The organism is Klebsiella sp. CSG-1 (assembly GCF_056521145.1).
The window spans coordinates 107,613-128,389 of the sequence record NZ_JBWNLD010000011.1; the positions used below are offsets into that span (position 1 = coordinate 107,613).

Sequence of the window (20,777 nt, forward strand, 5' to 3'; positions counted from 1 at the left end):
ACTTATCCTCTGCCGGCAACCATGACAGAAAACGTTGAAATCCTGACAAATCCTCCCGTGACGTTGTCACACCATAAGGTCGTTGTGCTGGCCTACGATGGCCTGTGCACCTTTGAGTTTGGTATCGCGGTGGAGATCTTTGGTCTTCCCCGCCCGGAAATGGGCGATCGCTGGTACCAGTTCGCGGTCGCCGCCGTCGATGACGGTGAGCTACGGGCTACCGGTGGTATCCGGCTGATGACCGACGGCGGCATGAATTTGCTTCAGGATGCGCAGACTATCGTGGTTCCCGGCTGGCGCGGAATCGATGCCCCGGTCCCGGCGGCGCTGTGCGATGCCTTAGCCGCCGCCCATGCGCGCGGCTGTCGGATTATCTCAATCTGCTCCGGCGTATTTGTTCTCGCGGCGGCCGGGTTACTCAATGGCCGCAGAGCGACAACGCACTGGCGATACACGGAGAATCTGCGCCAGCGCTTCCCGCTGATTGATGTGGTCGCCGATGTGTTGTACGTGGGTTCTGACGGCATGATGACCTCCGCGGGCAGTGCCGCCGGCATCGACCTGTGCCTGCACCTTGTGCGTGAGGATTATGGGATTGACGCCGCCAATATCGTGGCCAGACGACTGGTTGTCTCTCCGCATCGCGACGGCGCGCAGGCGCAGCAGGTTGTCCGCCCTGTCGCCCAAACGCGGGAAAGCCAGCGCCTGGGGCTGGTGTTTGATTATCTGCATCAGCATCTTGCCGCCAGCCATACCGTGGCGTCGCTGGCGCAACAGGCGGGGATGAGTCCTCGCACCTTTTTACGCCGTTTTCAGGCGGCGACCGGTAAGACCCCTGCGCGCTGGCTGCTGGATGAGCGGTTGCAGCGCGCGCAGCAGCATCTGACCCATAGCCGCATCAGCATCGATAAAATCGCCGAACTCAGCGGTTTCGCCGATGCCGGCACCCTGCGCCACCATTTTCGCCAGCAGTTCGCTATCAGCCCATCCGCATACCGGAAGAAGTTTTCTGCCGCTGCGGTTGTAAAATCGTAGCAGGCGGTCACAATGGTTTGCCGATCGCTGTCATTACGCAAGGAGCCTGTCAGATGAAAAAAGAGTGTCGAGTCGTTCTGTACAAAGAGGGAATTCTGGGGAGCATGTTTTTTGGCGAAGCGAAAGCTGACCCGGAGAAAATGAGCCGTTTTCTCAATGAGTTCACCCTGCAGGGCTGGGAAGTCAAAACGATGTCCGTGGAGCGCCGCAGAACCGGACTGTTCTGGTCGCGCGAGGCCTATCTGTTCGTCCTTGAACGGCCACTCTAACCCCTCACCGCACTATTTATTTCACGCTGAAAAAGTTTTCCTGGTTAATTATTTGTTTAGGTTGACCAGGTTATTCTTTATGCAACAACCGTACACCACGTTCAATAAGGACTACTTAGCGCACACTAATCAATGATGGAGGTTAATCATGCTGGGAAATATGCATGTATTTATGGCAGTACTGGGAACAATTCTGTTCTTTGGTTTTCTTGCCGCGTATCTAAGCCACAAATGGGATGACTGATGAACGACGATAATCCCCACCCGTAACCGCCCCCTGCTGCTGATTGCACCAGGGGGCGTTCCGCTTTTAGCTTCCCGATCATAGCTTTCGCTTCATTATGAGAAATTCACGCCTTCCGCTATGCCTGGGGCCCCGATTGCAATGAAGGATCGTCACTTTACATTCATACAGCGGGTGTAGATTATTCAGCATTATTCGCGATATCGGATTCCTTGCCAGTGAAAACCTATATAGCTATTCCGTTGCTAGCCTTTTTTCACACATGCATCGCCGGACTATTTTTCAACAGACCCTCCTCGCGGATTATTCAAGATAAATGCATGTCGTTCGATGGCGTAATGGCATCGTGCATGACAAAGCACTACAGCCCCCATCACCGCTTCTCTTAGAGGGACATCGGTATTGCGCCCCCTCGCTGCGAATCAGCAGAAATATCACTCAGGTCAACACATCGCTTTGATGGCCTCGCGGCCAGGTTTTACGCATGGAATATTCCGGTTTAAGGTGTGTAGCGAAAGGGAATTATTGATTCTCCATAAAATATTCACATTTTTGGTTTGCAATTGAGGCTCGCCAGTTCAGGAGCTATTATGAAAAAAATTATCCTTGTCATTTTTGTGCTCTGCGCAGCCGTGTCTCTTTCCGGATGCATCCTTCCGCCGGGAGGCCCCGGAGGTGGACCCGGCGGTGGTCCTGGCGGTGGACACTTTCATGGGCCAGACCTCCGTTAAGGTGTTTATTACAGCGGTTAAAAAAGCCACCGGAAGGTGGCCTTTTTAACCGCAACAAAGGCTATCAACTGAATGTGAAAACCGGCGACATCAAGTCTGACTTCTCCCGGGAATGAGGGGCTAAAAGTGTCAGAAGGCCTATGGGTTTATCAGGAAATGACCCGGGGCGGTATCAGCGGTTGCTTCAACAGAATGTTTGCGCCGATCGCCAGCGCCAGATAAAACGTCAACCCGCTGATATTGTGTTTTATTATAAAAAAGTGAGAGTTATACGTTATTTAACTATTATGACGCCGCTGGCTCGCAGAATAGACCCCTCTTAACCGCTAAAAAGTGTGACATTGATCAAACTCAACAACATAGCAGGCTCAAAGGCGTATTTATATTACGTCCGTTACCAGGGCCCGGCCTTGTACATAATACGGTTTTTTTGATGCACAGAGAGAAAGAGGAGAAATACCCATGGTCACTTATGATCGTAACCGCAATCCTATTACCAACGGAAGCCAGGTGATGATTAATGGGACAGGTAAAACGGGTAAAATTGTTGCTATCCACTCCAATGGGCTCACACCCGCCCAATTACGTCGCAGCAAAACCATTGAAGTTGAAGGGAATGAAGGTAAGTTCGAACCCGTTGAACTGATTCGTCTTGGCCTACACTAAAGACGGCAATGCCGCTGCGGCACCGGCAACTCAATATCTGGCAAGCTCATGCAGAACAGATATTCAGCGAACAGTACCGGAACGGCATTTTTGTCCCCTGCCTGACTTGCCGATATCACCTTCTGTCTGGCACGAATTCAGCAACGCGGCCTCATCACGGCTCACATTTCCAGAGGGTATTTTGTACTCCACTCCCCTTCGGCAAATTCGGGTTCATATTTGCACTATGGAGATAGACTGCTTTTGATTTTCCATACTGCTGACAGGCTTTAACGGCCGTAGAATGCAAACTATCGAGACCGTTCCACGCATCAGCCTGAATGCTGACCTTGTCACCATCGTTATACTGGACTGCTGCGCACCCTGATAGCGTTCCTGTGAGTACAATACCCAACACCGCCTTCATACCTTTCATTAAGTTCCCCCACATTAATGCCGGGGATTATAGTTTAAGCAGTCACGCGCGTCAGGCATATTTCGGGCAAACATCGTTTACGAGAGATATCTCAATAGACTGCACAGATTGACCAAAAGAGCGTCTTCCAACAGCCCTGTCCCAGGCATGCCCCCTGCAGCATTCGATCTGTTTGCGACCGACGGCCTCAGGTATTAAGACCAGAGGCCGCCCGGACGTGAGGGAATATCAATTACTTGTTCTTGTCTACGGGCTGGCGCATACGGTAAACACGCAGAGCATCGACCACCAGTGAAAATGCGGGAGAAACTTGTTTTCGGCTGGGGTAATACAGATAGTAGCCAGGGAAAGGCTGACACCAGGTTTCCAGCACCCGGATCAACCGACCTTCTTCAATATGCGCACCAAACTCTTCCTCAGGTAAAAATGCGATGCCTAATCCGGCCAGGGCGGCGGTGACAATATGTTCTGATGTGTTGAACGTCACCTGCCCGCTCACCCGAACGTTCAAATCACCACCTTCCTGATCAAAATCCCAGACATACAGTCCCCCGGACTTGACCATTCTCTGGTTTATACAGCAGTGTTGCGTCAGTTCATGTGGAGTTTGCGGAATCGGGTAGCGTGAAAAATACGCCGGCGACGCCACGGCCGCCATGCGTAATTCCGGGCCAATCGGTATCGCAATCATATCCTTATCAATGGTGTCGCCCAGACGCACTCCCGCGTCAAAACGGTCGGCAACGATATCGCGAAAACCGTGATTAGCATCGAACTCAATATGAATATCCGGGTATTCACGCAGAAGCGGCGTCAGTTTGGGTAATAAAGTGGTACGTAATACATCCGGCCCGCAGGTGATTCGTACCGTACCGGCAGGTTTGTCACGCAGTTCCGTGAGCATATCCAGTTCGGCTTCAATTTCATCAAAACGGTTGCCGATGGCCTGCAGCAGCCGCTCTCCGGCCGCGGTTGGCGACACGCTGCGGGTAGTTCGGGTGAGGAGACGAATTTGCATGCGCTCCTCCAGTGCGGAAATCGCCTGACTGAGTGCGGGTTGCGTCACGCCGAGATGCGCCGCCGCTCGGGTAAAGCTCCCTTCGCGGGCAACGGTGACAAAATAAAGAAGGTCATTCAGGTTGCGCTTCATTCGCCTGACACTCCCAATTAATAACTCTGGCTTATAAGCCCATTAAGTATTCATTAGCTAGTCAGGCTACACCAGCCGTGTAAAACTTTCAGCCATTGATAATCATAAACAGCATGTTTATGCGTGCGTTTTTGTCGTTATTCCCGTGAATAGCGTCCGGCCCCGGCTTGTCTGAATTTAGCCGGGTCGATATTCAGAGGTAGTCGTTTATGTCCACACTCCGTCATGAAAATCCACATTACGAACAGCACGCATACTGGAGCGGTGTGCTGGCGATGACGCTCTGCGTCTTTGTGCTTATCGCCTCAGAATTTATGCCTGTCAGCCTGCTGACGCCTGTCGCGGCCGATCTCAGAGTCAGTGAAGGACTGGCTGGACAGGGGATCGCCATTTCCGGGGCGCTGGCGGTATTGACCAGCCTGTCTCTTTCGACACTTGCCGGAAATCTGCATCGTAAATATCTGCTGCTGGGCATGACGGCATTAATGGCTTTATCGGCAACAATGGTCGCCCTGTCTCCCTGCTACCTGATTTATATGGCCGGTCGCGCCCTGATTGGTATTGCGATCGGTGGGTTCTGGTCGATGTCTGCCGCCACGGCGCTTCGTCTGGTGCCACGGCATCGGGTCCCTCACGCATTAGCTATTTTCAATGGCGGTAACGCCCTGGCAACCGTTATCGCGGCACCGCTCGGCAGTTATCTCGGTGCCGTCATGGGCTGGCGCGGAGCGTTCCTCTGCCTTGTTCCGGTCGCGATCGTCGCCTTCATCTGGCAGTGCTTCAGCCTCCCCGCGATGGCACCCGACAACAACAGGCGGCCTGGGCGTTCTGCTTTTCATCTGCTCTCCCGTCCCGTTGTTGCAGTTGGCCTGCTCGCCTGCGGGCTGTTCTTTATGGGGCAGTTCTCATTATTCACCTACGTACGGCCGTTTCTTGAAACCGTCACCCGGGTGGATATCAGCACCTTATCTCTCATTTTACTGACCATCGGGATAGCCGGTTTTATTGGCACGCTGGCGATCAGTCATTTTTTAAAGAGGGGCCTCTATTCGACGCTTGCAGCCATCTCTTCACTCATGGCTGTCGTCGCCGTAACGCTCATACTCACGGGCCAACACCTCGGGTTTGTCGTGCCGCTACTGGGGTTCTGGGGACTGATGGCGACAGCTGCGCCGACCGGATGGTGGGCCTGGATAGCGCGTACGCTGCCTGATGATGCCGAAGCCGGCGGCGGACTGATGGTTGCGGTTATCCAGCTTTCTATCGCCCTGGGTTCCACGCTTGGCGGTCTGACGTTTGATCACACCGGCTGGCAAAGCACTTTTGCTCTTAGCGGCGGGCTGCTGATTGTCGCAGCAGGGTTAACCATTCTGACATCACGTAAAACACACCACTGACAATTAAGGATAAACTCCATGAAAAATATGACTCTGGCGCTGGGGCTGTTAATCAGTTCGTTTGCCGCCACTGCGGCGGATATAACAAAAGGCGCCGACAACTTTTATAAAAGCGATAAGGTTATCCAGCAAAAGGTGACCTTTAAAAACCAGTACCAGATGAACGTTGTGGGCAATTTGTTTATTCCGCAAACCCTGAATCAGAATGCGAAAAACCCGGCGATCGTCGTCGGGCATCCGATGGGTGCGGTAAAAGAGCAAAGCGCGAATCTGTATGCGCAAAAACTGGCGGACCAGGGCTTTGTAACGCTGGCGATTGATCTCTCCTTTTGGGGGGAAAGTGCAGGTGAACCGGGTCATCTGATTTCGCCGGAAATTTATGCTGATGACTTCAGCGCGGCTGTGGATTACCTCAGTACCCAGCCGTACGTTGATCCTGAGAATATCGGTGTGCTAGGGATTTGCGGCAGCGGCAGCTTTGTTATCAGTGCGGCCAAAATTGACCCCCGTATGAAAGCGATTGCCACTGTCAGCATGTATGACATGGGAGCGGCTTTCCGCAATGGCCTGAATCATTCCCAGACGCCAGAGCAGCGTAAGGCCTTTATCCAGTCGGCCATCGAACAGCGAATGGCCGAATTTAAAGGCGCAGAGAAGGCGTACATTCCGGGGACCGTAAACCAACTGGATGATTCAACACCGGCCATACAGCGTGAGTTTTTTGATTTCTACCGTACAGCGCGAGGCGGTTATACCCCGCAGGGTGAGCAACAAGAGCTGACCACCAAACCTCTGTTAAGCAGCATCGGCAAATTTATGAACTTCTATCCGTTTAACGATATTGAAACCATTGCGCCGCGCCCGATGCTGTTTATTACCGGCGCCAATGCGCATTCCAAAGAGTTTAGCGAGGATGCTTACAAACGCGCCGCTCAACCGAAAGAGCTCTATGTCGTTGCTGGCGCAGGCCATGTCGACCTGTATGACCGCACTGACCTGATCCCTTTTGCGAAGCTGACGTCATTCTTTAAAAGCAATCTGAAATAGTGATACCCGCCGCTCCCGTAAAGGGGGCGGCAAATTGACCTTCCCGGGGGGGGGGTTAAGCGTTGCAGCGTATTGCGGTACCTGCACAATCAGCGAGCAGGCTTCGAAGCCTGCCCCGGCAGCATCAACGACATAATCTGCCAGGGTCTGTGGCAAGTTTCGGCCTCAGTGGTGAGGCCGTTTTCTGCAACGTGTCCGTGTAGCTGCAGACTTATCGGCCATTTGGCTTCATTAGCGGACAGACAACGCAAAACGGTTTTCAAGCGCATGCGCAATTTCATCTTCTGTCAGCGACTGCTTTTCTACCCTGTCTGCAGTAATGGTCTTCAGCATATTGCCGAGCAGAATAAAGCGCCCCTGGGGTCGATGCTGGATGACCAGCAGCTTTTGTACAAAGACCGCGTCGAGGTGCGTGGAGTTAAGGTAATTGGCCGGAACAAAATCAATCCATTCCTGAGGCGACAGGTCAAAACCGTATTGATCGCACCAGTTTCCCTCAACCCTGGCCTGAAGCAGATAGTATCCACTCGCATCACGACTAAGCCGGAACGTATCAAAATCCTGAATGATGTCCGTATCAAGTTCGTCTAAGGCCAGCGGCGCGCGGATACCGTAGCTACCAAACCCAAGGTCGCAAAGCCATTGACGACCATCAACTTCGGCGATGACCGCCATATGCGTTTTAGGCCGGCGCGCGGGATAGAACATTGGCCGTGCCGCAACAAAACGGTAGGTTATACCCAGCGTCTGCAGCGCCATCGTAAACAGCCCGTTGAGTTCATAGCAGTAGCCGCCCCGTCTCTGCTGTAATAACTTGTTGGCAATATCATCAGGTGCCATCGACACGATTTTACCTGCCTGTACGTCCAGATTTTCAAAGGGGATCGCAAAGAGCTGGTGACGCATGAGCGCATGTAGCGTCGCGGTATTAGCCGCCGCAGGTCCGCTATAGCCTATGCGCCGGAAATAGAGGGAAAGGTCGAAATTGTCGCTGTGCATGTGACTACCCTGGCTGGTTTGTGTGGCACACACTATAGATGGCGCCTCGTATCGCCTGTATAGTCAGATTTATCAAAAATCAGACTATACAGATTACGATGTCCGAGCCATCCCCGCCGACTCCCCACTACCGCCGAATAGCCGAAATGCTGCGGCTGACTCTGACTTCAGGCGCTTTGCGAACGGGAGATCGGATTATCTCCGCGCGTAAACTGGCCGAGCGCGAGCAGGTCAGTCTCCCCACGGCGCTGGAAGCACTACGTTACCTGGAGGCGGAAGGTCTGATTATCGCGCGCCCACGTTCAGGTTACTTTGTCCGCCAGATAATTCCCGCCGGGGAGACGCAGAGCACCGCTTCTGTCCCCGTACCCGTGCCGGTGACCATGTCCGCCATTGCCAGATCCCTGTTCGGGAGCGCGGAGGCGCGCCTGGTCCCGCTTGGCGCCGCGCTACCCGATCCGGCCTGGCTTCCCGTAGATACTCTGCACAGGGCATTGCAGACGGCAGGTCGTCGGCTTGATGCGCGCGGGCAGAGCTACAGCCTGCCCCCGGGAAGAGCAGACCTGCGCAGAAAGATTGCCGCACGCGCGGCACAATGGGGGGCTCTTTTTGGCGCGGATGGCCTTATCATCACCGCAGGCGCTACCCAGGCGCTGCGTCTGGCTCTCCGCGCCGTGTGCCGGCCGGGCGATGCCGTGGCGATTGAGCAGCCGGCCTACTTCGGCACGCTCCTGCTGCTGGAGGATCTGGGGCTGAAGGCATTGCAGATCCCCACTGATCCTGTTGAAGGGTTACTGTTAGCGCCACTCGAAGAAGCCATTCAGCGCCACCGTCCTGCAGCCGTTCTTGCCTCACCCACGGTGCAGAATCCGTCAGGAGCCAGTATGCCCGTCGCCCGCAAGCGGGAGCTGGTGGCTCTGCTTGCCAGTAAGGGCATCCCTTTAATTGAGGACGATGTGTATGGCGATCTGGCCGGTGATGCGCAGCGTCCGCCTGCGTGTAAAGCCTTCGACAGGTGCGGAAATGTTATTTATTGCAGCTCGCTGTCTAAAACCCTGGCGCCGGGCTGGAGAATTGGCTGGATTGCAGCCGGACGCTATCACTCAACGGTATTGCAGGCGCGAATGGCCGGAGAGTGGGCCGGCGCGCCGCTGATTGAAGCCGCGGCGAACGAGATCCTGGCCAGCGGTGATTATGACAGGCATCTGCGGCACCTGAAGCTCCACATTGCGCAAGGGATACAGGCTATCATCGCAAAGGTTGAAACAAGCTTCCCACCGGGCACGCGGGTCGCCGCCCCGGAAGCCGGTTTTCTGATTTGGGTAACACTCCCGTCACAGATAGATGCGCTGGAGGTACATCGTCGCGCACTCGCCCTTGGCATTGGTGTCAGTCCGGGCCCGTTGTTTTCCCCGGGAGCGGCAGAACTGAAAAACTTCCTGCGCTTGAACGGTGCGAATGAACCCACCCGCCATCTGTTGAATGCCGTGGAACAACTCGGTCTTTTGTGCCATGAGTTGGCCGCGGGACATTGACAGCGGAAGTGTTCTGCAGTCAGCGAATCCATCCTGTGAAGGCGCCAGAGGCTAAATGCTTGCTCGGTTCACGATACCAGCCTTGTGCCGGGGGCGGACGTTAGCGAGAGGTCTCCATTAACCTGATGAAGACAAATTCAGCCGCTCGTAAGACGCTTTGCCCTGTCTGCCCTGTGCAGCTTTCGCCGATAAAAAAGCCCCGCATTTGCGGGGCCTCAGAGCAAACAGGTTAGCGTTAGTCAAAAACACCATTAATAATTGATGTCACGATTGCCGTACTTAATGCGACCAGCACCAAATCATCGCCAACCGCACGCCATTCATATCCTGGGTAATACGGTAAATCGTTAATCATGGATGCCGGGAGCGTTTTCTTCGCAATCCCCGGAGGCAACGGTTTGCCGCGGACTAAATTCTTCGCGATACCCGGGGGAAGCGCCTTATAACCCACCAGACCATAATTGACTGCCAGGGAGCGCGCCCGCGAGAAGCTGATATCGGAGTCAACGTGGTCTGGTTTTCCGTAGTTCTTGCGGTTGCCATGATCCTCACCAGACTTCCCATTCCCCTGGCCTTTGTTGCTATGGTCTGCGCTGTTGCCATGATTGCCGCTGTTCCCGTGGTTACTCCCCCCATTGCCATGCCCACCGCCATTTCCATTTCCTGGGTTTGCATAAACCGGTGCAGCAACAACGACAAGCGATATAACCGCCGCAAGTGCAGTTTTGAGAGTGCGACGCTTAAACATGATGACGGTTCCTTAAGATTACGTGGACACTTTAAACATATGACAAAGCTATACCCTTAACAATTTCATGTTTTCTTATTTTTGGCAGATGTTGCAACCCGCATCATCTCCCATCGTACCTTCAGAGAATGAACCGGCATCATTTACCGGAAAGAAAAGTTCAGCATTCCAGATGGCCGCCAGGTAAAGTCCTGACGGCGGTTTGAGTGCCGGGAGAACGGTTATTTGAGAAATACAGTACAAGACATCGGCATTTGTCGGGCACAATAATGCAGCCGCTCTCTCGCTAACATAATTATTCCGTCACCGGGTTATTCCTTTGACTGCGGACTTTGAGGAAAATATGCAGTAATCCCATGGCTCCGTGGGCCCAGAAATAAGTCTCAATGAATACGGTCAGGAATCTATGCAAGCCCAGAACATCATGTGCCAGCGCAGAGGATGGACCAAACGCGGTATTCAGCACAAACCAGAGCCCGCCACACAAAGCCACGCCCAGCAGTGCCAGAACACCCAGTCCCTGAATGAATGCCGCCACTCCCCCGGCATGCGCGTCAGGTAGACGCAATGCAATCAGCGTCTTGAGATCGGCAGCCATGCCGCGAAAATCGAGCGTCAGCCAGGCAAAATAGTAATGAAAACCACGCTGTGTCAGCATCCAGATAAGCATCACAATACCCAGAGCAATCAATGTAAATCCAGAGATAACATGAAACCATGTCATGAACCCAACCAGGTTAACGTCGCCGAGGGCCTCGCTTTCAGTAAAGTCAGAGTTAATAATCTGCAATAAAACCAATACCGCTACGCTGATATGTAGCGCACGAAAAAAAGGGGTGTCGCGGTGAGGAAGTGCATTACATAACCGGTCTTTCATCATTTAACCATGTTGTTTACGGGAAGGTTGATTTCATCAGTATCGTTGCGGTTAATTAACGAAACCTTAAAACCACACTGAAGTTATCAATTTATTCCATTTCAGGATCCGCGGGACGCGCCTGCGGTTGTTCGCGAACACCGGTGGCCGGCGGGTGCCTGGAGTCGACGCCAAAGCGGTCGCGGAAAGAGGCATTTGACATCGTCGCGAACGCTGAAATAACGCCGTTCGGCGGCATGACCGGAGCCTGATATCATCTGCGCGATAGCAGCGACCGCGCAGGGCTACGCGGCCGTAGTCATTTAACATTTACCCGGCAATGATTCATAGTATATTGGGACTATCCTCTCTTTTCAGGTCTCCTTCATGTCTTACTCCATCGGTGAATTTGCCCGGCTTTGCGGGATTAACCCCACCACGCTTCGCGCCTGGCAGCGTCGATATGGTCTGCTCAAACCGCGGCGTACAGAGGGTGGACACCGTCTGTACAGCGATGATGATGTTCAGCAGGCGCTCAAAATTCTCGACTGGATTCAAAAAGGCGTTCCCGTCAGCCAGGTGAAACCTCTGCTGGATAGCCCCGTCACGAGGCGTACTGACAACTGGTTAAACCTGCAGGAAACCATGCTGCAGCGGCTTAAGGAGGGTAAAATCGATGCCCTGCGCCAGCTGATCTACGATTCAGGCCGCGAGTCCCCTCGCCCAGAGCTGGTAACGAAAGTATTGCGTCCGCTACGCGGTAAACTGTCTGCCCGCATCCCGACGGTGATGACGCTGCGCGAAATCCTCGACGGGATTATTATCGCCTATACCTCGTTTTGCCTCGAAGGCGACAAAAAAGCGCCGGGAGATAACTGGCTGATAACCGGCTGGCATCTCTCCGACTCCTGCGAAATCTGGCTGGAGGCCCTCGCCCGTAGCGGCCAGGGCCAGCGTATCGATCTCCTTCCCGTCCCGCCGGCGGCTCTGGCGCCCGAGGTTTTCCCGCAGCGCAACTGGCTGCTGGTCACCTCCGGAAAACTGACCGCAGCCCGCAAAAAACAGATTGCATGCTGGCGGCAGCAGGTCAATGCCCTCGACGTTATCTCCCTCTCCTGCGGCGATGCCTCGCCGGAAGCGGCCGCCGATACGGCTCAAGGAGATTGAGTCCTCCGCGCTTTTCCACATCGCCTGACGGAAAGGGCCGGTAAAAATCGTCAAATATAACTTCATGAATTAAATAAATAATAATAAATATCCTCGCCAATACTTGGACAAATATTAGTTATTGTGTAAGTTTTAGGTATGTGAAGACGTCGCGCGGCCCGGCAACCGACGCGGCTCCTGTTGTTCCTACAACCAATGCAATCATGAGGATGGCACCATGAACACGCAACCCGCGGTCGGCATCAGCGCATGTTTAACCGGCTCCGCCGTACGCTTTGACGGTGGACATAAACGGATGGGCTTTGTCATGGATGAACTGGCGGATTGGGTCGCCTTCAAACCCGTCTGTCCGGAGATGGCCATCGGCCTGCCCGCGCCTCGCCCGGCCCTTCGTCTGGTGCACACCACCGAAGGGACCATTGAGATGCGTTTTAGCCAAACGCCCCACGATGATGTGACGGAGAAAATGGCCGAATTTACCCGCTCATTTCTCCCCAGCGTGGACGCCCTCTCTGGCTTTGTTGTCTGTGCGAAATCGCCCAGCTGCGGTATGGAGCGCGTGCGGCTGTATGACGAAAACGGTAACCGCGGGCGTAAAGAAGGAGTGGGTCTTTTCACGCAGCAATTGCTCACGCACTACCCGTGGCTGCCCGTAGAAGAGGATGGCCGCCTGCACGATCCGGTGCTGCGGGAAAACTTTGTCGAGCGCGTCTTCGCTCTGCACCAGTTGAATACCCTGCGCGCGCAGGGACTCAGCCGTCGTGCGCTCCTGGACTACCATAGCCAGTACAAGCTGCAGCTGCTGGCGCATGACCAGGCGGGCTATCGCGAAATTGGGCCTTTCGTTGCCTCCCTTCATCAGTGGGAAGATCTGGATGCCTTCTTTGTCGCTTATCGCACTAAGCTGATGGCCATTCTGAAACAACCCGCTTCGCGGAAAAACCATACCAACGTGCTGATGCATATCCAGGGCTACTTCCGCGAACGGCTCAATAGCCGCCAGCGCGGCGAACTTCGCGAGGTGATCCTCAACTATCGCGCCGGTTTGCTGCCAATACTCGCGCCGATGACATTGCTCAAACACTACCTGGGCGAATTTCCGGACCGCTATTTGCTGACGCAAAACTACTTTAACCCCTATCCACAGGATTTAGGTCTGCGCCTGAGACTCCTCTGATGACGTAAAACGGGCCCGCCGTCGCGAGCCCGTCATTGCTGTCGCTTTTGCGGCAATTATCTGAACGGTGAATTCAGCGGAACTTCGGCATCAGGTTCATGAGTGATGCGGTTTCGCAGATCGCGACGGATCATCTCTATCGCCCAGAACCAGAAAATATGCCCGACCAGTTCCGAAATATATTCGTCGGCGGGGATATTAAGCAGAGAAGGCGTCAGACCTAATAAAGGGAAAGAGATCCAGTGAACGGCGATAGTGGCGACAATACCCGCCCATACCCCCTGCCATAGTTTTACTTTGGGGAACACTTCTGCCACCACGCAATAGCCAATGGCAAATACCAGCGAGAAAATAATATGTGTCACCATCACCGGATTGATGATGTGTTCTGAGAAGGTATAAACGGTGTGAGTAGGATCAATCCCCAGGTAATCACGTAAAAAAAGATAGGGCGGGTTAAACTCATCCCTGCCGCCGGAGAAAGTACGGGGCGGTAACGGAACTTCGGCCCCCCACTTCACAAATGCCGACATAATACCTGCGATAATCCCCACGCCTGTTGCCACGCCATAACGTCGGCGTCCGGGTTCCGTTTGTGCAAAGAAGTCCTTGATAGCCATCGAATACCACCTGATTATTTTTAGAATGAATACATTAGCTATGTTTAATGTTACTCATGGCTGGTCATATTGATCGCGATCACACTTTTGTCTATGAGAACAATTTTTATTCGTATCTCTTTGCTCGTCAGGTCAATGCTTTACCTTCTCACGGCATACGTTTCTCGCCGCAAAAAGTCGCCATCGGCCTTATTTTTATTGCAAAAATAGCGGCAAATTAGCGCACAACCGTGAAGTGACTTCGGGGAATCCAGCCGTTCTGGCCCTCGTCTTTGCCCTCGCTATCCCGGCACGCCGATGTTTTGCCTGAATGACAAAGGACGACCAACGGCAAAGAGATCCTGAACAATTCCGGGTGAACGTAGAACAGAAAGATCGGCTGCCGAATTAACGCTAACCGGCATTGTTTAATTTAAAGCGGATGGTTTTGGTCATTCCCTTATAGGGCTTATTGCTCTCAAAACGCCATTTTGCCACGGCGGAAATGACGGCATCATCGAAGAGGTGCTGTGGTTCAGAGGTTAATATCCACATTTTCTCCACTTTACCGTTGGCGCCAACATCAAAACGGATCTTCACTTCCCCATCAAGATGGTTGGCCAGAGCGTAATAGGGATAAACGGGTGGCGTGGAGACCAGCTGCTCAGGCGCAACTCCTTTCATCTGGCTGGTGCAGGCGGATATCAGGCAGCAGCCGGCAAACAGAAAGGCCCTGGATATTTTCATCATCAGCTTCCATATTGATAATAATTCTCAATACTATCACAAGAGGCTGATGCTCAGAGGATTTTTTCCTCTTTTTATGCGCAGTGAAGGCGTAACCGGCAAGCGGCAAAGAGAGAGGCCGCCTGCCTCTATCCGCAGGCGGCCTGCGGGTTACACGGATTTATCAACGTTGGTATTTGCACCGGAGGTCAGGATGCGAACCTTATCGCCTTTATTGAAGGTCAGTCGACCATCATCTGGCTGCAGCACCTGGATTAGCTGGCCAGATTGCGTTTTGATCGTCAGTTCGATCTGCCGGGCGGCCTGGCGCTGCGTTTGCCGGTGATGCGACGCGCTGGCTCCGGCAACCGCGCCCACCGCCGTCATCGCCGTTTGCCCGCTCCCGTTACCAAACTGGTGGCCAATAGCACCGCCAACCGCGCCGGCGGCAAGCGTTCGCAGCGGCTGACTGCGAGTCTCGCGGGTGATGATTTGACTTTGCTGCACAACGCCGTAATCCACCACGGTTTTGCTACCCGCAAAGCCGGGCTGGCAGGTAAAGGCGAGAAAGCCGAGAGCGATGAACAGGAATCTCTTCATAATGGCTCATTTTTCATTCTGTCGCTGGTGATGCGATCCTGCAAAAAGAGAATCCCGCCATTGCTGGCGGGTTCGAAATTAATTCAGCGCTTCCTGGAGATCTTTTTTAACCTGGGTACGCTGTTCCGGGGTCAGCACCTGGTTGACGCCAAAATAGTATTTCACGCGGTAGTAACGGACCTGCTGATCTAATTGTCCAAAAGCAGCCAGCTGTTGTTTCACTTTCGCCTCATCCCACTTGCCGGACTGGATAACATCGATCAGCGCGCCATCTTTGAAACCTTCGATTTTGATATTGTTGACGTTGGTTTCAAACTCCTGATGCAGACCCTTAATTTTTGTCACCTGATCGTTACTCAGCTTAAGGTGCTGCACCACCGGGTCCTGAGAAACCGGCGGTACTTCGTCAGCGGTGGCTGCCTGAGCGGCCATGGAGAAACCCGCGGTCATCGCCACGGCAAGCAGGGTGTTACGGAAAAGTTTATTCACAATCAATTATCCTTAATGTGCAAAACAAGAGATTTGATTATTACGATCAAATTGAAAGCCTTCTGTAACAAAGAGTTAAATTTAAATTTGGATCATAATCCGCTGGACATAGCGCCATTTTTACCGGCACGGAGAGCGGGATACTCCGCCCCTCTTCAGCAGCATTTTATGCTGGGTGAAAAACTATAACCCGCGAGAGTCGCCGCACCGCCGCCTTGCTAAACAGCGCTTTTATTCTTCTCAGTGTACGTTTAATGGACAAGTTGCAGAATAAAACAAAATAGCGATAGCTGAGGCGGGAATGGCGGCAAAAAAAAACCGCCAGATAGCTGGCGGTGAATAAATGCTTGCATGGATAGATTGTGTTTTGCATTTTACGTAGAGGCATTTTCCCTCTCCTTCTACGCCTGGCCATACGCTAGCATAGTTATCTTCAATGAAAGTTAAACCGACGTCCGCTTACAGTTTATCCACCAGCGCTTTGAGCTGCGCAATCAGCGGATCGCGGGAATATTCCCCCTCACGAGGCCAGGTTGACTGGCGGACGATCAATCGGGTGGGGAGCAGTTCGCGGATCGGCACCTGCGGCGCCGCCATCTGCTGGGTCAGCAGCTCCACCGCCCGTTTACCAAGCAGATCGAAGTTTTGCGCCACGGTCGTCAGCGGCGGCTGAAAGTAAAGACTGTCCGCCGTATCGTCATAGCCGGTGACCGAAACGGCACTGTTGCCGGTACGATTAAGCTGCGCCAGCGCGCTGAGTACCCCTAATGCCATCTGGTCATTAGCCACAACGATGGCGCTGATCCGTGGCTGCAGGTGGAGCAGTTCAAAGGTTTTCTGCCAGCCGCTGGCGGCGCTCCAGTCGCCAAATACCGTCACGGCCTGGCTCACGCCCAGGCGATGCAATGTCTCCCGCCAGCTACCGAGGCGCAACCGGGCAGAGACCGAGCTTTCCGGACCGGCCAGCAGGCCAAAATCGCGATGGCCGAGTTCCCAGAGATGCCGCACGCAGGCGCCGCAGCCATCACGATGATCAAAACGCACGCAGGAGACTTCCGTCTCCGGTGACACATCAAGAAACAGACAGGCGATATCGGGGTTTTCCTGCACCAGCCGTTCCGCGATGCTGCTCTCCAGCGGCAGGCTGATAATCGCGCCGCGAATATGCTGAGCGCGAAACTCATCCAGCCGGGTCTGAAGTGAAGCGTAATCGCTGCGTTCGGGCATGGCGATGGACACTTCCAACTGATGAGCCCCGGCATGGCTTTTCACCGCCGACGCGATTTGTGATGGCGCGTGCAGCGTCAGCGACGCCGTAATCAGCCCGATTGAAGGTGCCGCTTTCCCCGCCAGCAGCTGCGCCGATCGGTTGGGAACATAATGCAGCGCCTGCATCGCGCGGATCACTTTCTCGCGAGTCCGCGCGGAGACCACATCGGGACGATTCAGTACCCGGGAGACCGTTTGTTGCGAAACGCCGGCCTCGTGTGCCACATCATCTAAGGTTGCCGAACGCCGCTGCATAATCCCCCCCTCTCTGTGCAAAATCAGTCTGAATACGCCAAATGTCGTCCGCTAACATTTTATGTCTAACTGACGACAAAAATCAGCTCTGATTCTGAAGTTTCGTGATCGTGAGTCGGTTTCATTTTCGCCAGTATTGCGGCCTGATAGAAAATATCTGATAACGGCATCATCCTTGTCTAGCGAATGACATTTTTTCACTTATCCGTCAGGTATGCCTATGCAACAACATGACTCAAACGCGGTTCGCTCGTTGACGTTTCACGATGTACTGGCCCGTGAAGACTGGCAAAATCAGACCATTATTCACCTTAATCGCTTAGCGGCTCACCCCTCGTTTGCCAGCTGGCGATCGCTCGACGACGCCCGGGACAACCGCCCCTCCGACCGCCTCCGCCTGCTCGACGGGCTGTGGCAATTTTGCTGGTCCCCCAGCCCGTTTGCCGTCGATAGCCGCTGGATCGAGCGCGATCTCGAAACCAGCCGCAGCACGCCCGTGCCCTCTAACTGGCAGATGGAAGGCTACGACGCACCGATCTATACCAACGTCCGCTATCCCATCGAGACGACGCCACCGCGGGTCCCGGAAGAGAACCCGACCGGCCTGTACTCGCTGAACGTCACGCTGGAGCAAAACTGGCTGGCCGATGGCCTGACGCAGATTATTTTTGACGGCGTTAACTCCGCGTTTCATCTGTGGTGTAACGGCGTATGGGTCGGTTACTCCCAGGATAGCCGGTTGCCGGCTGCTTTCGACCTGACCCCCTATCTGCGGGCGGGCGACAACCGCCTGTGCGTGATGGTCATGCGCTGGAGCGCAGGCAGCTGGCTGGAAGATCAGGATATGTGGCGCATGAGCGGGATTTTCCGCTCGGTGTGGCTACTGAACAAACCGAAGCAGCACCTGAGCGACGTGCAGATTTCCCCGCAGCTGGATGCGCTGTATCGCGATGGTGAACTGCAGGTCAATCTGGCCATCGCCGCCGCTGATGCGCAGTTGGCCGGGCTGGTGGCGGAAGTCAGCTTGTGGGATGGCGAACAGCTGGTTGCACGCCAGCGCCAGCGCCCAGGTTCTGCGCCAGTTGACGAACGGGGCCATTATGCCGAACGGGCAACGCTGGTCCTGGCGGTGGAAAAACCGCGGCAATGGAGCGCGGAAACGCCCCACTGCTATCGTACCGTGGTTGCCCTGTGGCACGGCGAAGAGCTGGTTGAAGCTGAAGCCTGGGACATCGGCTTTCGCCGGGTAGAGATCAGCAACGGCCTGCTGCTGCTCAACGGCAAACCGCTGCTGATCCGCGGGGTGAACCGCCATGAGCACCACCACCAGCGCGGCCAGGTGGTGACCGAAGAGGATATGCTGCAGGACATTCTGCTGATGAAGCAGAATAACTTTAACGCCGTGCGCTGTTCGCACTATCCCAACGCCGCACGCTGGTATGAGCTGTGCAACCGCTACGGCCTGTACGTGGTCGATGAGGCGAACATCGAAACCCATGGCATGGTGCCAATGAACCGCCTGTCCGACGATCCGGCCTGGCTGCCGGCCTACAGCGCCCGCGTCACCCGGATGTTGCAAAGCCACCGTAACCATCCGTCGATTATTATCTGGTCGCTGGGGAACGAGTCCGGCTGCGGTGCAAACCATGAAGCCATGTATCACTGGCTGAAACGCGAAGATCCTACGCGTCCGGTCCAGTACGAAGGCGGCGGCGCCGACAGCACGGCGACCGATATTATCTGCCCGATGTATGCCCGCGTGGAACGCGATCAGCTGATTCCGGCAGTGCCGAAATGGAGCATTAAAAAGTGGATTGGCCTGCCCGGCGAACAGCGACCGCTGATTCTCTGCGAATACGCTCACGCGATGGGCAACAGCCTCGGTAATTTTGCCGATTACTGGCAGGCTTTCCGCGAATATCCGCGCCTGCAGGGCGGCTTTATCTGGGACTGGGCAGATCAGGCAATTGAAAAGACCTTCGAGGACGGCAGCGTGGGCTGGGCCTACGGCGGGGATTTTGGCGACACGCCAAACGACCGGCAGTTCTGCATGAACGGGCTGGTATTCCCGGATCGCCGTCCTCATCCTTCGCTGATTGAAGCGAAACATGCCCAGCAATATTTCCAGTTTTCCCTGCTGGCGCAGTCCCCGCTGCGGATCGGTGTGGCGAGCGAATACCTGTTCCGCGCCACCGATAATGAAGTGCTGAACTGGCAGGTGCAGTCCGCCGGTGAAACCGTGGCCAGCGGTAGCCTGGCGTTGAACCTCGCGCCGCAGGGCCAGGAAGATTTTACCTTATGCGACGGTCTGACCTTGCCGGCAGGCGCCAGAGAGGTCTGGCTGACGCTGGAAGTTGTCCAGCCGCAGGCGACGGCGTGGTCTGACGCCGGGCACCGCGTGGCCTGGGCGCAGTTCTCCCTTGCCGCCCCGCTGGCCTTACCCGCCCCCGCCGCCGTCGGTCCGGCACCGGAGCTGACCATCGATGATGAGAGCTTCACCGTCCGTCAGGGATCTCAGCAATGGGTTATCGATCGTCAGAGCGGCTTGTTAACTCACTGGCTGGCGGAAGGCGCAGAGCAGTTGCTGTCTCCGCTGCGCGACCAGTTCGTTCGCGCTCCGCTGGACAACGATATCGGCGTGAGCGAAACGGATCGTATCGACCCCAACGCCTGGGTTGAGCGCTGGAAAAGCGCCGGACTTTATGCGCTCGACGCGCGCTGCGTTTGCTGCACCGCGCAGCGCCTGGCACATGAGACCATCGTCGACAGCCGCTGGCACTATCTGCGCGGCGACGAAGTGGTCATCGTCAGCCAGTGGCGGATGACTTTTGATAGCGATGGCCATCTGCATCTGGCGGTGAGCGGAGAGCGGGCCGGCACGCTGCCGCCGCTGCCACGCGTGGGCCTCCACTTCCAGGTCCCAGACCAGCAGTCGCCGGTCTCGTGGCTCGGCTACGGGCCGCATGAAAACTACCCTGACCGGAAGAGCAGCGCCTGTTTCTCCCGCTGGCAGCTTCCGCTGGAAGCGATGGGCACGCCCTATATTTTCCCGACGGAAAACGGCCTGCGCTGCGACAACAAAGCGCTGGATTGGGGACGCTGGCACGTGACCGGTGACTTCCACTTCTCGGTTCAGCCCTACAGCACCGAGCAGCTCATGGCAACCGACCACTGGCACCGGATGGCCGCGGAAAAAGGCGTCTGGATCACCCTCGACGGCGAGCATATGGGCGTCGGCGGCGATGACTCGTGGACACCAAGCGTGCTGCCGCAGTGGCTGCTGCTCGGGACCCGGTGGCAGTACCAGCTCTCACTGTCTTTACGCTAAACCCTCAACGGGGGCTCTCGCCCCCTTTAAAACGGCTATACCCGCATATTCGGGATGCACCGTGGCGGAAATGGG

The 20,777-nt window shown here is 55.0% G+C and carries 22 protein-coding genes; 11 read left to right on the forward strand and 11 right to left on the reverse strand.

What is annotated here, in order from left to right; all coding sequences use genetic code 11:
• Positions 1–21: 21 nt before the first annotated feature.
• The 4 genes from ftrA (at position 22) to ydfZ (ending at position 2,945) form a co-directional block, all read left to right on the forward strand.
• A complete protein-coding gene (gene ftrA / locus AC007G_RS23110; protein WP_142631061.1) occupies positions 22–1,035 on the forward strand; it encodes a transcriptional regulator FtrA in 1,014 nt (337 codons plus the stop codon).
• A gap of 53 nt (positions 1,036–1,088) precedes the next feature.
• Positions 1,089–1,304, forward strand: a complete 216-nt coding sequence (locus AC007G_RS23115) for a DUF4177 domain-containing protein (RefSeq protein ID WP_004862336.1) — start codon at positions 1,089–1,091, stop codon at positions 1,302–1,304.
• A gap of 148 nt (positions 1,305–1,452) precedes the next feature.
• Positions 1,453–1,548: a protein MgtS gene (gene mgtS / locus AC007G_RS23120; protein ID WP_004102377.1), complete on the forward strand. Its 96-nt coding sequence runs from the start codon at positions 1,453–1,455 to the stop codon at positions 1,546–1,548.
• Positions 1,549–2,741: 1,193 nt separating this feature from the next.
• Positions 2,742–2,945, forward strand: coding sequence for a putative selenium delivery protein YdfZ (gene ydfZ, locus AC007G_RS23125; RefSeq protein WP_032687557.1), 204 nt, complete (start codon positions 2,742–2,744; stop codon positions 2,943–2,945).
• 154 nt (positions 2,946–3,099) lie between these two features.
• Here the strand turns inward: ydfZ and AC007G_RS23130 are convergent, their stop codons facing one another.
• Positions 3,100–3,360: a hypothetical protein gene (locus AC007G_RS23130; RefSeq protein WP_032687556.1), complete on the reverse strand. Its 261-nt coding sequence runs from the start codon at positions 3,358–3,360 to the stop codon at positions 3,100–3,102.
• A gap of 232 nt (positions 3,361–3,592) precedes the next feature.
• Positions 3,593–4,510 (reverse strand): LysR family transcriptional regulator, encoded by a 918-nt coding sequence (locus AC007G_RS23135; protein WP_142630746.1) that lies wholly within the window; start codon positions 4,508–4,510, stop codon positions 3,593–3,595.
• 209 nt (positions 4,511–4,719) lie between these two features.
• Between AC007G_RS23135 and AC007G_RS23140 the strand changes: the two genes are divergently transcribed.
• Both AC007G_RS23140 and AC007G_RS23145 read left to right on the forward strand, forming a co-directional pair.
• The gene (locus tag AC007G_RS23140) at positions 4,720–5,907 is read left to right on the forward strand and encodes an MFS transporter (protein WP_032696120.1); all 1,188 of its coding nucleotides are present in this window, start codon (positions 4,720–4,722) and stop codon (positions 5,905–5,907) included.
• Between the two features lie 18 nt (positions 5,908–5,925).
• Positions 5,926–6,954: an alpha/beta hydrolase gene (locus AC007G_RS23145; protein WP_049267312.1), complete on the forward strand. Its 1,029-nt coding sequence runs from the start codon at positions 5,926–5,928 to the stop codon at positions 6,952–6,954.
• Positions 6,955–7,185: 231 nt separating this feature from the next.
• On the opposite strand, the gene AC007G_RS23150 is transcribed toward AC007G_RS23145, so the two are convergent.
• A complete protein-coding gene (locus AC007G_RS23150) occupies positions 7,186–7,953 on the reverse strand; it encodes an arylamine N-acetyltransferase family protein (protein WP_142630747.1) in 768 nt (255 codons plus the stop codon).
• A 38-nt stretch (positions 7,954–7,991) separates the two neighbouring features.
• On the opposite strand from AC007G_RS23150, the gene AC007G_RS23155 reads away from it, so the two are divergent.
• A complete protein-coding gene (locus AC007G_RS23155) occupies positions 7,992–9,488 on the forward strand; it encodes an aminotransferase-like domain-containing protein (protein ID WP_142630748.1) in 1,497 nt (498 codons plus the stop codon).
• A gap of 235 nt (positions 9,489–9,723) precedes the next feature.
• Here AC007G_RS23155 and AC007G_RS23160 read toward each other — a convergent pair whose 3' ends face one another.
• The 3 genes from AC007G_RS23160 to AC007G_RS23170 form a co-directional block, all read right to left on the reverse strand.
• On the reverse strand, positions 9,724–10,236 hold the full coding sequence (locus AC007G_RS23160; protein ID WP_032687546.1) for an anti-virulence regulator CigR family protein: 513 nt from the start codon (positions 10,234–10,236) through the stop codon (positions 9,724–9,726).
• A 295-nt stretch (positions 10,237–10,531) separates the two neighbouring features.
• Positions 10,532–11,113, reverse strand: a complete 582-nt coding sequence (locus AC007G_RS23165) for a cytochrome b/b6 domain-containing protein (protein ID WP_142630788.1) — start codon at positions 11,111–11,113, stop codon at positions 10,532–10,534.
• A gap of 91 nt (positions 11,114–11,204) precedes the next feature.
• Positions 11,205–11,351: a hypothetical protein gene (locus tag AC007G_RS23170; protein ID WP_155417121.1), complete on the reverse strand. Its 147-nt coding sequence runs from the start codon at positions 11,349–11,351 to the stop codon at positions 11,205–11,207.
• A gap of 128 nt (positions 11,352–11,479) precedes the next feature.
• Here AC007G_RS23170 and AC007G_RS23175 point away from each other — a divergent pair, with 128 nt between their 5' ends.
• Together AC007G_RS23175 and AC007G_RS23180 are read left to right on the forward strand one after the other, a co-directional pair.
• Positions 11,480–12,259, forward strand: a complete 780-nt coding sequence (locus tag AC007G_RS23175) for a MerR family transcriptional regulator (RefSeq protein ID WP_032696118.1) — start codon at positions 11,480–11,482, stop codon at positions 12,257–12,259.
• A 217-nt stretch (positions 12,260–12,476) separates the two neighbouring features.
• Positions 12,477–13,436 (forward strand): YbgA family protein, encoded by a 960-nt coding sequence (locus tag AC007G_RS23180; protein ID WP_032696117.1) that lies wholly within the window; start codon positions 12,477–12,479, stop codon positions 13,434–13,436.
• Between the two features lie 56 nt (positions 13,437–13,492).
• Here the strand turns inward: AC007G_RS23180 and AC007G_RS23185 are convergent, their stop codons facing one another.
• A complete protein-coding gene (locus tag AC007G_RS23185; RefSeq protein WP_004862371.1) occupies positions 13,493–14,056 on the reverse strand; it encodes a YagU family protein in 564 nt (187 codons plus the stop codon).
• A gap of 56 nt (positions 14,057–14,112) precedes the next feature.
• Between AC007G_RS23185 and AC007G_RS23190 the strand changes: the two genes are divergently transcribed.
• Complete coding sequence (locus AC007G_RS23190; protein WP_155274634.1) at positions 14,113–14,277, forward strand: hypothetical protein; 165 nt, start codon at positions 14,113–14,115, stop codon at positions 14,275–14,277.
• Positions 14,278–14,449: 172 nt separating this feature from the next.
• Here the strand turns inward: AC007G_RS23190 and AC007G_RS23195 are convergent, their stop codons facing one another.
• The 4 genes from AC007G_RS23195 to AC007G_RS23210 all read right to left on the reverse strand — a co-directional run bounded on the left by AC007G_RS23195 (position 14,450) and on the right by AC007G_RS23210 (position 17,374).
• The gene (locus AC007G_RS23195) at positions 14,450–14,785 is read right to left on the reverse strand and encodes a TonB family protein (protein ID WP_048619437.1); all 336 of its coding nucleotides are present in this window, start codon (positions 14,783–14,785) and stop codon (positions 14,450–14,452) included.
• 147 nt (positions 14,786–14,932) lie between these two features.
• Entirely contained in the window at positions 14,933–15,361 is a 429-nt protein-coding gene (locus tag AC007G_RS23200; protein ID WP_032687540.1) for a glycine zipper 2TM domain-containing protein, read from the reverse strand.
• Between the two features lie 78 nt (positions 15,362–15,439).
• A complete protein-coding gene (locus AC007G_RS23205; RefSeq protein WP_046852789.1) occupies positions 15,440–15,811 on the reverse strand; it encodes a Spy/CpxP family protein refolding chaperone in 372 nt (123 codons plus the stop codon).
• Between the two features lie 498 nt (positions 15,812–16,309).
• Positions 16,310–17,374 (reverse strand): LacI family DNA-binding transcriptional regulator, encoded by a 1,065-nt coding sequence (locus AC007G_RS23210; protein WP_032696114.1) that lies wholly within the window; start codon positions 17,372–17,374, stop codon positions 16,310–16,312.
• A gap of 220 nt (positions 17,375–17,594) precedes the next feature.
• Here AC007G_RS23210 and AC007G_RS23215 point away from each other — a divergent pair, with 220 nt between their 5' ends.
• Positions 17,595–20,702: a beta-galactosidase gene (locus AC007G_RS23215; protein ID WP_142630750.1), complete on the forward strand. Its 3,108-nt coding sequence runs from the start codon at positions 17,595–17,597 to the stop codon at positions 20,700–20,702.
• The last annotated feature ends 75 nt before the right edge of the window (positions 20,703–20,777 follow it).